Annotated in this window: 12 protein-coding genes; 5 read left to right on the forward strand and 7 right to left on the reverse strand. The window is 37.8% G+C overall.

Features of this window, described 5'->3' with window-relative positions:
* Positions 1 to 23: 23 nt before the first annotated feature.
* Complete coding sequence (locus VS868_RS14195) at positions 24 to 1,370, forward strand: capsule assembly Wzi family protein (protein WP_345598423.1); 1,347 nt, start codon at positions 24 to 26, stop codon at positions 1,368 to 1,370.
* 325 nt (positions 1,371 to 1,695) lie between these two features.
* Here the strand turns inward: VS868_RS14195 and VS868_RS14200 are convergent, their stop codons facing one another.
* Genes VS868_RS14200 through VS868_RS14210 form a run of 3 tightly spaced genes read right to left on the reverse strand, consistent with a single transcriptional unit; the run spans position 1,696 to position 3,221 of the window.
* Positions 1,696 to 2,679 carry a HipA domain-containing protein gene (locus tag VS868_RS14200; RefSeq protein ID WP_345598424.1) on the reverse strand — a complete coding sequence of 328 codons (984 nt, stop codon included), beginning with the start codon at positions 2,677 to 2,679 and terminating at the stop codon, positions 1,696 to 1,698.
* Positions 2,680 to 2,685: 6 nt separating this feature from the next.
* A complete protein-coding gene (locus VS868_RS14205; protein ID WP_345598425.1) occupies positions 2,686 to 3,006 on the reverse strand; it encodes a HipA N-terminal domain-containing protein in 321 nt (106 codons plus the stop codon).
* Positions 3,003 to 3,221, reverse strand: coding sequence for a helix-turn-helix transcriptional regulator (locus VS868_RS14210; protein ID WP_345598426.1), 219 nt, complete (start codon positions 3,219 to 3,221; stop codon positions 3,003 to 3,005). The genes VS868_RS14205 and VS868_RS14210 overlap by 4 nt, the downstream gene beginning before the upstream one ends.
* Before the next feature lie 855 nt (positions 3,222 to 4,076).
* On the opposite strand from VS868_RS14210, the gene VS868_RS14215 reads away from it, so the two are divergent.
* A complete protein-coding gene (locus tag VS868_RS14215) occupies positions 4,077 to 4,610 on the forward strand; it encodes a hypothetical protein (RefSeq protein ID WP_345598427.1) in 534 nt (177 codons plus the stop codon).
* Positions 4,611 to 4,856: 246 nt separating this feature from the next.
* Here the strand turns inward: VS868_RS14215 and VS868_RS14220 are convergent, their stop codons facing one another.
* The gene (locus VS868_RS14220; protein WP_345598428.1) at positions 4,857 to 5,978 is read right to left on the reverse strand and encodes an IS91 family transposase; all 1,122 of its coding nucleotides are present in this window, start codon (positions 5,976 to 5,978) and stop codon (positions 4,857 to 4,859) included.
* A 2-nt stretch (positions 5,979 to 5,980) separates the two neighbouring features.
* Complete coding sequence (locus VS868_RS14225; RefSeq protein WP_345598429.1) at positions 5,981 to 6,820, reverse strand: tyrosine-type recombinase/integrase; 840 nt, start codon at positions 6,818 to 6,820, stop codon at positions 5,981 to 5,983.
* Positions 6,821 to 7,185: 365 nt separating this feature from the next.
* Here VS868_RS14225 and VS868_RS14230 point away from each other — a divergent pair, with 365 nt between their 5' ends.
* A complete protein-coding gene (locus VS868_RS14230; protein WP_345598430.1) occupies positions 7,186 to 8,388 on the forward strand; it encodes a hypothetical protein in 1,203 nt (400 codons plus the stop codon).
* A gap of 135 nt (positions 8,389 to 8,523) precedes the next feature.
* Positions 8,524 to 9,435 carry an FRG domain-containing protein gene (locus tag VS868_RS14235; protein ID WP_345598431.1) on the forward strand — a complete coding sequence of 304 codons (912 nt, stop codon included), beginning with the start codon at positions 8,524 to 8,526 and terminating at the stop codon, positions 9,433 to 9,435.
* 419 nt (positions 9,436 to 9,854) lie between these two features.
* Here the strand turns inward: VS868_RS14235 and VS868_RS14240 are convergent, their stop codons facing one another.
* Both VS868_RS14240 and VS868_RS14245 read right to left on the reverse strand, forming a co-directional pair.
* The gene (locus VS868_RS14240) at positions 9,855 to 12,122 is read right to left on the reverse strand and encodes a DUF2357 domain-containing protein (RefSeq protein ID WP_345598432.1); all 2,268 of its coding nucleotides are present in this window, start codon (positions 12,120 to 12,122) and stop codon (positions 9,855 to 9,857) included.
* A 2-nt stretch (positions 12,123 to 12,124) separates the two neighbouring features.
* Positions 12,125 to 14,077: a DUF3578 domain-containing protein gene (locus tag VS868_RS14245; protein ID WP_345598433.1), complete on the reverse strand. Its 1,953-nt coding sequence runs from the start codon at positions 14,075 to 14,077 to the stop codon at positions 12,125 to 12,127.
* A gap of 298 nt (positions 14,078 to 14,375) precedes the next feature.
* On the opposite strand from VS868_RS14245, the gene VS868_RS14250 reads away from it, so the two are divergent.
* Positions 14,376 to 15,092, forward strand: coding sequence for a phospholipase D family protein (locus VS868_RS14250; protein ID WP_345598434.1), 717 nt, complete (start codon positions 14,376 to 14,378; stop codon positions 15,090 to 15,092).
* Positions 15,093 to 15,106 lie beyond the last annotated feature (14 nt).

The raw sequence follows: 15,106 nt of genomic DNA on the forward strand, positions 1-15,106 counted from the left end.
CTTTTACGACACAAAATAAAAATGTGATAAGAAAGCTCACCTTTTTGATACTGCTGTCTGCTTCGGCAGCTTTTTCACAGGAAATAAATTACTCAGTTAGAGGTACTGCTCAAGGTCTTGTCTATTCGGGTGAAGAAAGTCCTTTCTGGCTACATTCCAATCAACGTGGAAGGATCGATGAAAAAACTAATTTAAGTTCATGGTTAACCGGTATAGGAACCTACAAGTTTCGAAATGACGGAGTTCTTTCTGCAGGTATTGGACTTCTTTACAGTGATGGTTATTCGGACGAAATGAAACTAGACGAGTTTTTTATAAACTACGAAAACAAATGGATTGAAGCATATGCAGGAAGAAAACAAAGAGATGAATTTTTTAGAGGAATTAGTGCTACTAATGAAAGTGTGTTATGGTCTTTAAATTCACGACCAGTTCCAGGTTTTAGTGTTAAGGTGAAGCCTTTAATGCTTTTTAAACGTGCCGGAATTGGAGTAAAGGCTTCCTGGGAAGAATTTTTTTCGGAAGAACGTGACAGGTTTATTCAAATGCCCCGAATCCATCATAAAAGTTTTCATTTAATATATACAGGGATTGATAATGTAGAATTAATAGCAGGTGGACATCATTACGTTCAATGGGGTGGAAAGTCCTCAGAATATGGTGATTTACCTGCAGGACTTAACGACTACATAAAAGTCATAACAGGCGGTAGCCTCACAGGAGTTGGTGGCTTTGTAGGTGAACAGGAAATTAACGGACTGGGAAATCACCTGGGAGGATATGAAATCCAGTTAAATACCACATTTTCACATTTCGATATTTCATTGATCTATAATACTATTTTTGAAGATTTTTCTGGTATAAAATTGCGTAATACACCAGATGGCCGCTACGGTATTTATATTTCCGATCGGGAACCAGGAAAATGGGTGCAGGCTTTTATGTACGAGTATTATTTTACCCGAAATCAAAGTAAAAATTATCCTACTGTAGACGGGAAAGATAATTATTTTAATAATCACCTGTACCGTTCTGGATGGACATATGAAAATAGAATTATAGGGCTACCTTTCATAATGCTCGACGAAGATAGATTCAGAGTGGCACATAATAATATTGTTGCACATCACATAGGGTTAACTGGTACGGCGTTTTATGAATATCCTTATAAATTTTTGGCCAGTTATCGTGGAAATTATGGTGCTAAAAGTGGTACCTCCAAACCCATCGAACGAATTATATCTATGTACCTTGACGCAAATGTTTGGCAGAGATATGTAGATGTGAACGTACAGATTGGAGCCGATCTTCACTCCTCTGAATCATCTAACGCCGGAATAGGATTGAGGGTTACAAAAAACTTCTTTTAATAATCTCACCACATATTTTTGAAGTCACCCGATAAGAATATTGAAGAAAAATTTATTCTGATTTATTTACTTTCCAATACATTTTTTTACTTTCCCCTATACATGCGGGGTGACATTCGAAGGTACAAGAAGGTACATTAAATTGACAAAGGAATTCACACTTAAAAACTGGTGAAATTTTAATGGTATTCTCGCTAATTCTCTCCCATGTTATTGATGATTAAATTTTCAGCTTTATGGTCTTTCTAAATGTGCCAAGTTGACTTTTGAACTATTTTAAAAGAAGAAGGGCAAATAGTTTTCGGCTACTAATTAGGATAATCATTTATGACTTAATTTTTTGCAGTTGCTTCAGACGATATTGATAATCCTGGATATAATTCCGCTGGGTAGATTTTTCCAAAAAGGATGCACTACTCAATTGGACGACTTCTTTCGAATTTTCCATCATGCTTGCCATGATTGTATCGAACTGCTTTGGTTTGATTTCCACCTGTTCTGCCAAAATTTTAAACTGTCCGGCAATAGTGGTTTGTGCCATGCTTTTAGGCAACAAGCCGTCCTCCAGGGCAAAATTGCTATCATCTACATGAATTCGAGTATTGAGTAGATCATAAGCAGGGCTTAACCGGTGATCCCCCATAGGAGTTTCGAGAATAGCGAAATTTTTTAAATGAGCGTCACCGTTGGAAAACAGATAATTAAATACCAATAGTTTAAATAATTTCGGCGTTTCAATGCGATAAGCCGGAAGAAACTTTTTCATCAGTTCAAATAAATCGAGATAATTACCTTCATATTTGTAATGTTCGCCATGGGTTTGAGGAGTTTTGCCGGCAAGAGTGGCAAAATCTTCTTTGGCTTTCTTCGAGCCATCAGGTTTTAGATCAAACCGTTTGGTAATATAGGCGGGAGCTTCATTTTGAAAAAAGATTAGTGCATTTTCTGCCGTTTCAATATTGAATACCTGGCGGGCAATCTGCATGGTTAAATGTTCATTAGCGGGCATTTGATCGCGTTTCCTGCCAAAATGTGGAATAGGTTTCAGAATATGAGTGCCTTGCTCTCCTTCTTTAATGAGACGTAGCTTGTTTTTTTCCAGGAGTACTGAGAATTTTTCCTGTACTCCGGATATTGAAATACGCTGTTGATTGTCTTCAAAAAGTTTATCTGTTTGTCGGTTGGAGTTCGGTGCATCATAAGGCAGCACATGAGAAACTTTACGACCAACAAAAACATGTTTTAGGCATGTTCTGCTATACGTACTGAATCCTTCCGCCAATGTTCCGGGGCAATGATCTACTTTCATGAAGTTTTATATTTTTTTGACTGTAACAGCTCCTATCGTATCATATCGGGCGGTAGCCATAAGAATCCCAAAGTAGTCATTGGAATCCAGCCGATTTGCCTTACACACACTTTGCCGATTGGTTCCTTCTGGAAGCATATTGTAAAAAAAGGGGAATAGGTATTCAGCGTGATATTCAGGTTGATCTCTGCCCAGGGTAAGACTAATAGATGGCTTTGTCGGATCAGCCAGCCAGGCTTCCAGATAGCGGAAGGTAAAACTTCCGTCGTCATGCTGTTCTAATATACCTGCTTCCTCTCCTTTATAGAATATAGTAGCTTGTCTCATTCAGAACTTACGTTTTTAATTTGCAAGGTGATTTCCATTCCCAGGATATCTGTAATTTTCTGTAGTGAGTGGAGTGTGGGATTAGCCTGTCCGGTTTCTATCTTATATAAAGTATTGATCCCAATATCAGCCATATCGGCTAATTGTCTTTGAGTAATGCGCAAATGATCCCGGCGCTGTTGAATCATTTGGCCTATTTTCTCTATTGCTTCCATTTAATGATCTTTAGCTCTAAATCCACATTGTATTGTGGAATGAAGCAGCAAATTTATGAATAATAGCAAAAGTACACTAAAATCCCCACTTAAATGTGAAATTTCGAGTATTAATACCTGCTTAGTAAAAAAGTGGGGGTAAAATCACAATATAATGTGATTTTAACTGCAGGTTTATTATTTAGAATGTTATTAATTGTTTTCAGATTCTACGAATTAACAAATTCTACTCCCCCAATACATTATTTTACTTTCCCCGGTACATGCGGTGTGACTTTTGAAGGTACAAAAAGATACATTAAATTCACAGGGGATTTAGCTATGAATATTTTCTAAAATTTTCAGTATTAAATTCACCATTTAGCTCCCTTTCCTGCTGTTCACCTGTAGCTGTAGCTTTTGAATTCTTACATTCGTTTTAATATAACGAGTTGGCACTAATTTGAAAAATGATATTACTCTACTTCATAATAATATCTATTCTAATTTCATTACCTGGTTTATAGTTCGAAAAAAATGGAAGGCATTACTTTGGATGGTAAGTCTAACTCTTGTAGGAATTGCAGGTTGGTATCTCTTTCTATTAGTTATATCAGCAGCTTTTCAAGAGAAGTGTGAGACTGTCAAAATTTGGGAAATAGAGGGATATGAAATAAAAGAAAAGACTTGCATCGGATTTGCTGGACCTCCCTGGTCTCGAAAAAAATGGCGCCAACAAGGGTTAACAAAAATGGCTTTTTAGAAAGATAATTTCCTACATTTATTTCCATAAAATAAAAACCGTTGCGCCGGAAAATGAGGTTTTAATAACCCGCCACTTTCGTTAACTGGAAACGTTGGCTGTATTACACTAATATGTCACTAAAAAATTTAATTACCGATCAAATAATTATAATTGACGACCACAAAAGAGGAAGTCGTGAAATAAAAAATTTTGATAATCCGGAAAATGATGTTCACATAGATAAGGAAACAAATTTCCCTGTAGATGGAAAAAGACAAAAAGTGAAAATTAGAATTCCGATTAATTCTGATAGACCGATAAAAATTGAAAACAAAAAAAAACCAATTGATATTCCAGGGAAATTAAGGAAAGAAATAAAAAAAGCTTTTGAAAATAAACAGAGTAGAACTGAATTTATAAGAGACGTAATGGAAACTTTATCCAATTATGAATCTAAATTACATTCTGAAGAAAAAGTCCAAGTAATTCTGAAAAGATTATCAAAACATTTCAATTTAAAATGGGATGACGAAACTATTAAAAAATACAAAGAAGAAGTGCTCTCCACTTATACTCAATTTTATACTGATGATAAGGGTAGGAAATTTTTTATAAAACTTGACATACTAACTAAGCGTTCGTGTGGCCGGTACGGCCCAACATGAACGCCCTGTTGACTGAACCGGTTCTTTGCTGGTTGTCCTATATGGGGTTTAGTCTATTTTTTAAAGGTGTGATTTGGGAAGGTGGAAGGTTGAGCTATTTTTCTGTCCCGGTAAATTTGAGAAGTAAATGGAGATTTACTCTCCAATTATGTTTTCTATTCTGGTTGATTCGATTTTTTCAGTTGTTTTGTTCCCTTTTGACAATAGATCTCCTGTTACACCTTAAAGCAGCGTTGATCGGGAGGGCTATTTCTTCTGTGTTTTAATTTTTTTCAGCCATTGAACCGGAGGTCCGCGTGCAGTAAAAGTGGTAAGCGTAATGAGATTTCCTTTTTTACAGGTCGGGCAAACCCGGTGTTGTAAGGGTTCTTTTTTCTTTAAATGGGCAGGGCCTAAAGTTTCCTGTAATTCCGGAAGGCTGTTCCTTTTGTGATAGGAGCTTAAGATTCCGTAATGGCGGATCCGAACAAAGCCTTTTGGAAGAACGTGTAGAGCAAAACGCCTGATGAACTCTGCATCTGGCAACTGGAGCATTGACTTTTTTCCGCCGTGTCGATAATCCTTGACAGTAAAAGTGACCTTATTGTCCTGTAGCTGTTTTATACGGTGATTGCTAATGGCTATCTTATGAGTGTAACGCCCCAGATACTCCACTACCTGGGGAGGCCCCAGGAAAGGACGCTTGCAGTAGACTACCCATTTGTGCTTGAACAGGCTTTCATAGAAGCTTGTGGATTGGGGTTCCAGTTCCTTCCGAAGGGCAGCCACAAAGCGAGCCCTGAAGACTTTACTCATAGCCTTCACCGGGAACAGATATTTGCCATTGTTCCTGGCCGGTTTCCATTTGCCTGATTTTGTAATCCCTCCACCGGGTATAATACAATGCAGATGGGGGTGCAGGGAGAGGTTTTGTCCCCAGGTGTGCAGGATTGCGATCATCCCAGGATTGGCTCCAAGGAACTTTGGGTTTGATGCAAAGCCTTTGATTACCTGCCAGGCTGTTTTGAACAACAGGCTATACATCTGTTTTGGCTCATACAGGCATAAGTGGTTAAGCTCACAGGGAAGGGTAAAGACCACGTGGAAGTAAGGCACTTTGAGGAGCTCTTCTTCCCGTGCCCTGATCCATTCTTCCCTTTTGTGCCCCTGGCACTTTGGACAATGCCGGTTGCGGCAACTGTTGTAGCTAAGGTGTAAACGTTGGCAGAAAGGATTGAGACAGCGGTCGATGTGACCACCCAGAGCAGCAGTACGGCATTTTCGCACCGCATGCAGGGTTCTGAGCTGCCAGCTGTTGGCACAATGATCAGCTAAGACCTCCTGGTTACGCTCTAACACCTGAGCTACTTCGTAAGTAGCAGATGCCATTACTATTTGTTGTACAGCCTGTCTAGCGGACTGAACGGCTTTTGCCTACCCAATTGTGCCACGTGAAGATAGGTTAAGGTGGTTTGGATATCTGCATGCCCCAAAAGATCCTTTACGCTCATGATATCCAGTCCCATTTCCAATAGGTGTGTCGCATAGCTATGACGAAGGCTGTGAGTGGTGATCTCTTTTTGGATACCGCTATGTTTGCGTGCCTCCCGTACGATCCATTGAACTCCTCGTGTGGACAAGGCAGTGGGATTATTTTCCCTGTCATAGCCATTGAAGCACCAGGTCGAAGGATTCTCTGCTGTAATGTACTTTTTCAGGCCACGGATCTGCAGCTTTGATAGAGGGACATATCGGTCTTTACGTCCTTTGCCCTGACGGATGTGGAGCATTTTTCGGTCAAAATCCAGATCCCTGAGCTGAAGGTTGCGCAGTTCGAAACAACGAAGGCCACAGCCATAAAGCATAGCAAGGACCAGGCGGTGTTTAAGAAGTTTTGGTGCTTTTAGAAGTTGCTTTACCTCACTACGGCTCAGTACCACCGGAAGCTTGTTGGGTCGTTCGATGGACGGAAGAATCACCTGCATCTCTTGCATTCCACACATACGATAAGCATACCTAAGGCCGTAAATGGTATGTTTAAAGAAACTGTCGGATGGTGTTTTATGCTGTGATTTTAAAACGTGCAGGTAATCCAGAATTTGTTCCTCATCAAGATCAAGAGGACTGCACTTAAAATGAAGGGTTAGGTGCGCAAGGCAGCGGGAATAGTTGGTAAGGGTACTTTGACTTTTACCGGCCAGTTCAACAGACCGTTTTAATTTGCGGTACAATTCATTAAACTCAGGTACAGAATTACAGGCCCTATCAATGAGAGTGCTACTTTTTTTTCATAACTTTCAATGTTTATTATTAGATACTTAAAGGTAGTGAATAGTGATCGAAAGGTTTCTTGAAGCTACCTTTAGGTTTAGTTCAAATAGTATTACTATTGGAGAAAATAATGGTTACACAAAACAATTTAGAAAATACAATCCATAAGTACTACAGCCACCAACGGTTAATTGCCAATAGACGGTACCGATAGAAAGAAAATTTAACTTAATCAATAAACAAATATTAAGCCGACAAATGCGGTAGCCTTGCGCCTCCAACAGGCAAGAATGAGACCGTTAGACGTAAATAACCAACAGAATTCATGAAAATTAATTTGATAATTGATAAAAATATTGAAACTGAAACCGAACATTTAAAAAGGTTATTAAATAATAATGCAAACTATATAGAATTTGAAATCTTCATAAATAATATAGATATAGAAGATGGTTTTATAGTATCTCCATCAACACAATCTACATTATATAAACAACTATCAGATGAAGAAAAAGAAGATTTTTTAAATTTTGTAATTACTGATATTCCATATATCAATAATTACTTTTTTGAAGGATATGAAAATTTAGTACTGTTATCTTTATTTAAATGGAAGTCTTTGACAAATCTTCCAATTGAAAATGGTATTTTATTTTTTATCATTTTTTATTTAGCCAGAATGCTGGAAAATACAACCCATAGACATGAAGATAACACAGGCTGTATTTATGACTTCTTGGGAGACAAAAGGGGTGTAGACAAGGCTATGAGGCAAGCATCTTTTTGTAAGGATTGCCTAGATGAATTACAAAAAAGGAAGCTTTCAGACGAAGAGCAAAAGATATTATATGAACTAGAAAATTTCACGTCCATTTTATCCAAGTCATCAAAATGGAATAAAAGTATCCTAGAAAAGGATGAGGAACAACAGATCGATAGTCCAGTCAAGAGAAAACCTAAAGAAGATGGAATAATAAATATTGTTATTGCTTCTCCAGGCGATGTTGTGGATGAAAGAGAGTATCTATTAAATAAATTGGAAAGGAAATTTCGTTTAGATGGTCATGAAGAATTAACTACTTATCGACTTTGTGTAAATGGTTGGGAAGATTTGCCTTCACAAAATGGATACGCACAAGATGTTATAAATAGGGATTTAATTCAAAAAGCTGATATTGTAGTTGCGATTTTTAAGCACAAATTAGGCACTCCAACAAAAGATACTAAAACTGGGGAAAGACGAGCTCCTTCAGGAACAGCTGAAGAATTATTTCAAACTCTTGATAATCAGATTAAAAATAAACCTTTAGGAATGACCTACTTTTATTCAACTCCTCCATCAGCCTCATTTGAATCTGAAGATTTTGAATCAATGTTGGATGATTGGAAAAAACTAAAAAAATTCAAATTACAAATAATGGATAAAGTTTTATATAAGCCTTTTACAAGCAGAGAAGATTTGATAGCGCAAGTTAATACTGATATCATGCTCACGATAAAAAGTAAGTTTATGGTTAACGGCGCCTAACAATTTTTCACCGCCAATAGCCGGCACCCTTAAATGGAAAATAATTAATTGTGACCAACAAACCTGATTTAGGCGAACAAAGGCACGTTCCTACTACGGAAATTGTTAGTAATCGGTGCGTTTAGAAATGATTCAATGAAGAAAATAGAAGGAGAATTATTTTCCCACTATCAGAAGGATGTTTATACATTCAATAGCGACCCTTTCAAAAATGGTTTCAAAGGCAAAACTGAAAAAGAATGGAATAGATTCGGCGCTTCAGTAAATAGGATTAGGGCTAGTGAAGGTTACAAGGTCGATTCATTCAAAGAATTGATAGATGAGGTAGCTGTTGTAACCATAAATAATAAAGCTTTCGAAATGTTTTATCGTGGTCAATCAAAAGATTATTTAAACAACCAGGCAATTATTTATAGTGACCGGAAAAAGAAATCAATTATTTATCCTGCTATATGTCGTCCAGAAAAGAAGTCCGATGGAACTTTAAAATATTCCATTAGAAAAAAAGCAATTAAAGAACGTTATAAAAAATTATACGATTTAATTAATTTCATAAATAGGAAAAGAAAAACGCGACTGCCAGATGAATATTATATGTCTTTATTCCAACATTATGAAATTTCTTCTACACCTTTAATTGATATTACACAGTCTTTAAGAGTAGCTGCGACATTTGCCTTACAAAAAGAAAATTGTGGTTATTTATACGTTTTTGGTCTTCCGTTCCCAAACCAGAGTATTTCATATTTCACAGATCTCGGGATTATACTACTTAAACTTCAAAATATTGTATCAGTAGAAGCTATTAGACCAAGATATCAGGAAGGTTATTTAGTTGGAAAATTTCCATTTTCTGAAACTAAAACAGTTGGTGATGACCTATCAAATAGAATGGTTGCGAAGTTTAAGCTTGACAATACTAATGGGAAGTTCTGGGATAAATACTTCCAACCTATGCCGAATGAAATATTATTTCCGGAAAACGACAAAATCGAAAATCAATTAAAGTCATATAAATTAGAATTTGAGAAGAATAACATGAAATAACTCACTGAAACGGGAAACTGCAGAGAACCGCTCCTAAAACCTTTTTGACTTCCCTTGGATATACTATTTATTCGCTAATTCGTTTGCTTAACTCCGCTACTAGCATAAACCTGGAAATTTTATCCCCAATAAGAAAAATGAACTCCAGAAGTTGATCCCAGAGAAATTGAAAGATCGGACAGAGTTTAATTTACAGACCCGGACTATTAATGTGGTACTTTTCCGATTTTGATTTTTTTTTAATATTCGCGAATATTTTTTAGTAGGTTTTCCTGCCTAAATCATTAAATCTACAATTGACGATGAGAATATTATTAAAATTGAATTTTGTTGGAAAAACACACTTTTGACCCGTCCCTTAGGATATAATAGTAACTAAAGAACACCTATACTTTCTCCATACCCAGGCTCTCTAAACTCTATTGGTTAACAGCGTTCATTAATTCGGTTAAGGTCACTGAAAAGGGCAATGCCGATCCTCTGCCTTGCCTATAGCCCTCGAGCTTTGCAATATCCCATGACTGATTCAAAAACTCCTTTTCCTTAACCTGTTTCACTTTATAAACCAAATAATATTCTTGTGATGGAGTGGAAGGATATCCTTTGTCAATCAATGTTTGTTTCGAGAAGACTCTGGGCCCTGTCTCGATTATTTTAAATAGTTGGTTGGTTACAGTCTCTTTCTCTGAATGCAGCAAGAGATATTTTGCACCGGCTTCTCCGAGACCTAAACGAAGAGAGCCGCGATTGTTGTTTGCTCTGGCATTATACAGTCCGCTTTTGATAATCCAGTCCCAATTTTGTTTTTTATAGAAGGCCACTAATACATGTGTGTCATCCGGAATCAAGTTCCGGTTTTCTCCCACTGTTTCCGGTAAGGCTTCTTTTAATTCGTTCGGCTTCTTCTTATGGATTTCATAGACTTTATATGCCATTTTCTCTCTCTGCGAGGCACGGTTGATGAAATGTTCTATAACTTCAAGAATAAATGCCTTTAAATCCCCAATTCCGCTATTCGATTTGGAAGGACGCACCGGGAAAGCACCTAGTCCCGGAATGATTTCATGAAAGCCGCTTGCAACAACGGATGTTTCCCCGGGATATAGAACATAAGCCCCACCTGTCCTGCGAATTGCGTCTTTATAGGCGTGCATTTTTATCAAATCGGCGTTTTTATAGATTCCCTTTCTATTCCGGGTTTTTTCCTCATCCAATTCATCTTCCTGATCTTCTTCTTTTAGAAGTTCTGCCAGGTTTGCAATTTTGTATTTGGCATCGAAATGAACATGGACGATGAGTTCTTGTTTTTCAGCTTCAGCTTCGATTATTCCTTGAGGCCAGAATGACAGCGTGTAATCTGGGCGCATGGTGGTTGTCCAGCTACCTGACCTGGGATATTCTTTTTTCCCACTAAAAGATCGGTTGTAACAGAATCGAATGTTCATTTTTCTTGAGCCGGTATTATAGACTCCGCTTAAGGCAGTACGCTTCCCCTGCTTTATTTGAAGGTTTAAACCATCTTCTGTTTCCTTTATCAATTCAGAAACTTCCTTTGGTTCAATATCGAATATCGTCTGAAAAAGATCTAAGAGGCTAAAGAATAGCCAATATTCATAGAGTACAGCGATGTCCTTCTTTCCCCCTTTATAAATGTCGTCTCCGCCGGTCCATATCAGTTTTGCAGCAAGATCAAACATTAACCATACCCTTAGAATCTCACGATAACCTTCTTTTCTCTGGAGCACCGGACTGTTTATTCCGAGAGATACAGGACGTGAAATTTCATGGAATATATTATGATGTAAATAAGATTCTAATTCCTTGATTAGATTATCTGATTCTTTGAAAAGTTTAGTTCCCGGGTTAGAGGCTTTTTTGATATCGGTGCAGAACTTCAGAAAGACTTGCAGTGCATGTTTGATAAACCTGTTTTCCGGTGTATCTACCGAATCAGTTTTTCGTAGAAAGGAGATTTTCCCGGGCAAAGAATCAAGACTATATGATCTTAGGTGGTGATTTTGTGGAAGTGCTGTGCGATTGCTTCCCTTTATTATCTCTCGAAGGTTTGCATTTGAGAAGCGCCTTGCCTGCCGAACATCTCTGCTCTCATTTGTTTCCTTCCAGGTGGTAACAGGTGCTGAAGCAATGCGGTGTACAGATTCTGCAAATTCATCGGTCCCTATTATGGAACTAATGAATGCGAACTTTTGATATAAGGTCTGACTGTCCTTGGTGTAATCGGTTTCAAAATGGTGAGATACAGGAGCATTCGCCTGCATGAGTAGATCTGTACATTTCTCAGTGATCAGCTCCAACATATCTCGATAATCATCACGATAACCCGCTTTGATGGACTGGATTTCGAGCTCAATAGTTCCCACCTCCTTGCTCTCGTGGTAAAAAGGCAAAGAAAGGGTGCCTACGTAAATATTCGGCGAGAGGGTGCCGGTATGTTTGTTTCTGGAATGAGGCTGGACTATCTGCTGATTGTCCTTTAAAAAGTAGAACTCTTTCTCACTGAAGGTGTAGTCATAAAAACAGCCTTCCACGAGCTGAAATCGCGCTTCATTATGTTCAGCGGCGTCTTCCAGTTCATAGAGGCTTCCAGTTCGACGTTCGTCGATGAACAGACATAAGCCTTCCCTTATACTATTTAGTTCTATTGTTATGGATCCGTCTTTAACCATGCTTATGCCTCGGCAAAACTGGCAAAGCCATTATCGATAGCTCCTTTGTGCATTCGCGCAATCTTCTCCAGAGATAAAGGAAACTTCACTGTTACCGAGTCTTCAAAATCAAATCCATCTTTTTGATATACATCCTTTTCGATGTTTTTGATTTGATCGGTTACACAAAATTCTCCAAGGGTCACTAGTACAGGCCCCAATTTCCTTCGCGAACCATGGAGTTTAGGAAGTAGCTTTTGCATTATGGCAATGTCTAACTTATCATTTTTGTTAAGTGTATTGTCTAAAATTGTGAGTTGATTAATCAACCGTAGAATTTCTGTTGCACTTCTGTACCCAAATTCTGCACCTGTCTTTTTGAGCTGTTCAAAAAAGTCAACTAATGTTTTATTGATTTCTGTGAGATCTTGATTTTCAAAAATTCTGTTTTCTGACATCTCCAAGAAATTTTCAGCCATAGAGGTTCCCCTTGCGGTTAGAGCAGACATGTTAATATCTCTGTTACTGTTCAGGAATCCGGCAATCTCATCTTTAGTAACTCTGAACTCAATAGTGTTAGCACGGTCAAGTACCTTTGGGCTGAACATATTTGTGGTCTCATCAATATTTACGGTTCCTATTATGAACAGATTAGAAGGTAGTTTCAGATTTGCCGGCACCCCATTGTTGACCGTACCCTCTGCGAATAAGGGAATCTCACCTTTAGATTCCATCACGCTTAGGAAGTCTGCAAAATACCGCTCCACGTGACTTAAGTTCATTTCATCCAGGATTAGGAAGAAGGGAAGCTCCGGTTCTTCATTTGCTTGCATTATAAGATCCAGGACGCCGTTATCCGGTTTCACATACTCCTCAGGCTTCAGCGCGTTTGGATAGCCTAAAAGGGGCTCTCTGTTGGTCCAGTCGGCACCTACAGGAACTATACAGTATTGCTGTTCATTTTGGCAAATCCATTGGGTAAATGCCTGCGCCAGTTTAGTTTTTCCGGAACCTGATAATCCGGTAAGGATTACAAAAGGTTTTGTAAGCAGAGAGGAGACGAATCGAGTGACCAGTTTGTTGGAATAGATTAATCCAGCATCATAAAGAGCCTGTCTGAAGGAGTCGAGATTCATCGGCTCCTGTTTGATTTTTGAAGGTTCGGAGACATTTGTTTTAAATAAATCATAAGCTGGTTTTTCTTGTTTCTCCTTAGATTCAGGAGGCACATTAGTTGCCGATGTATCGGTTTTATACTGTTTTATTATTTCCGCAAGGTCCTCGTCAATCTTTTCAGGGGCTGGTAGATTTTCTACGTCATAAACCTGAAAGACAAAAGAATTCCCATACTTCTTTAGTTTTTCAATATTATTCTCCTCGAAGTATTCATTAATGGTCTTCGGGTGTTGAAGGTTCCATTTCGCTGGAGGAGTATTGGTCTCGCTTATCCCATAAGCAAGAAAGAGAGTTTCAATGTTTTTATAATAAAGATAGACAGGATAAATCCCCTTACTTGTGGTATGCGGCTTCTTTAAGAAGGAAATCCAAGGAATGATGGCCTGGTTCCCTTGACCAAAACTAACCTTAACTTTTAAACCTTGATACGATCTTGTAAAATGTTTGGATTTGAGATTGTCAGTTTTTGCCTGCTCTAGAAATTTTATCAGTTCCGGATAAAAGCTCTCTTCCTTATTTTTCTTGAGACTATTTTCTTCTTTGTCTACTATTTTAAAACCCTCTTTTTTCAGAAGTTCAAATGCAGGTGTACCCAGTCCGCCGGTAAAGTTGTTCCTGTCCAGTTCGCTGCCGTTCGCAAAGAGATTGGCGTAGGAGATGACCAATTTTGGAGGATATTTTCTATTGTCATGGTCTACATCATAATATTGAGAGTCACCCCTAGGCGGCAGACCTTCAGCGTCAATTTTATCAATGGCTTTTAAAAGATGTTCTCTTGAAATATTTGATGGTATGGACATACACGGGAATGGTTAAAAACAGTTGGGACCTAATTTAACATATTTTTTCGAAGTTGAAACGACTTTCATGAAATGTCGCAATGTTTGATTGTATGAAATATAAGGTACGTGTCTATCCTTCCCTCACCTTCTCACCGAGAATATTAAAATCATTCTGTTCTAAAGTGTCTTTCAATTAACATTTCTATAAGAAATTTCTATATTTACTACTTATAAAACCTTATGCTGAGCGTCCCTACCGCCATTTCAATAAGAACATTAGTTTTACAAGAATTTTTTATTAATAATAAAAATAGTAATGGCAGAATTTTTAACCACTAAAGGAGTCTCTTATAAAATAGAAAATATAATTCGTAATGCTAAACGCGAGGTAGTTCTCGTTTCTCCTTTTTTGCAACTTTCCCCCACATTTTTAGAACGGCTCAAGGAAGCGGAATTACACAAGGTAAATATTACCATCATTTATGGGAAAAACGATTTAAAAGCTAGTGAAGCAGATCAGTTGTCTCAGTTAAAGAAGTTAAATCTATATTTTCTGGAAAATTTACATGCAAAATGTTTTTACAATGAATCAGAGCTGGTAATAACTTCTATGAATATGTATAGTTTTTCGGAAGAGAATAATCGGGAAATGGGTATATGTTTAACCAAGAGAGACGATGGGGAGTTGTATGAGGAGGCAGTAAGGGAATCCATTTCGATTATGAATGCAGCACAGTTGAAACCACTCAATGGAACACGTAAAGGCAGCAAGGGGAGTGAAAAAAAGAACCAAAATTTTTCCTTTAAAAGAACCCAATCCTTCTTCCAGTCAAAATCGAATTTTGGTCACTGCATAAGATGTGGTGATTCAATTCCATTTGATACTGATCGTCCATATTGTGGAAGTTGCTTTCAAACATGGTCTCAATTTGAAAATCCAGATTATGAGGAATACAATTGCCATAAATGTGGCAAAGATAATTATTCAACAATGATAAAACCTGTCTGCTATTCTTGTTACAAGTCCTTATAACCTCATTTTCAAAA

This window comes from Salinimicrobium sp. 3283s (assembly GCF_039602225.1).
Taxonomy (GTDB): domain Bacteria; phylum Bacteroidota; class Bacteroidia; order Flavobacteriales; family Flavobacteriaceae; genus Salinimicrobium; species Salinimicrobium profundisediminis.

Bases quoted from the DNA above. Each gene is read 5' to 3' on its own strand.
- VS868_RS14200 (WP_345598424.1), bottom strand. From the start codon at position 2,679: ATGAAAGTAGATCATTGCCCCGGAACATTGGCGGAAGGATTCAGTACG.
- VS868_RS14205 (WP_345598425.1), bottom strand. From the start codon at position 3,006: ATGAGACAAGCTACTATATTCTATAAAGGAGAGGAAGCAGGTATATTA.
- VS868_RS14210 (WP_345598426.1), bottom strand. From the start codon at position 3,221: ATGGAAGCAATAGAGAAAATAGGCCAAATGATTCAACAGCGCCGGGAT.
- VS868_RS14215 (WP_345598427.1), top strand. From the start codon at position 4,077: ATGTCACTAAAAAATTTAATTACCGATCAAATAATTATAATTGACGAC.
- VS868_RS14220 (WP_345598428.1), bottom strand. From the start codon at position 5,978: ATGGCATCTGCTACTTACGAAGTAGCTCAGGTGTTAGAGCGTAACCAG.
- VS868_RS14230 (WP_345598430.1), top strand. From the start codon at position 7,186: ATGAAAATTAATTTGATAATTGATAAAAATATTGAAACTGAAACCGAA.
- VS868_RS14235 (WP_345598431.1), top strand. From the start codon at position 8,524: ATGAAGAAAATAGAAGGAGAATTATTTTCCCACTATCAGAAGGATGTT.
- VS868_RS14240 (WP_345598432.1), bottom strand. From the start codon at position 12,122: ATGGTTAAAGACGGATCCATAACAATAGAACTAAATAGTATAAGGGAA.
- VS868_RS14245 (WP_345598433.1), bottom strand. From the start codon at position 14,077: ATGTCCATACCATCAAATATTTCAAGAGAACATCTTTTAAAAGCCATT.
- VS868_RS14250 (WP_345598434.1), top strand. From the start codon at position 14,376: ATGGCAGAATTTTTAACCACTAAAGGAGTCTCTTATAAAATAGAAAAT.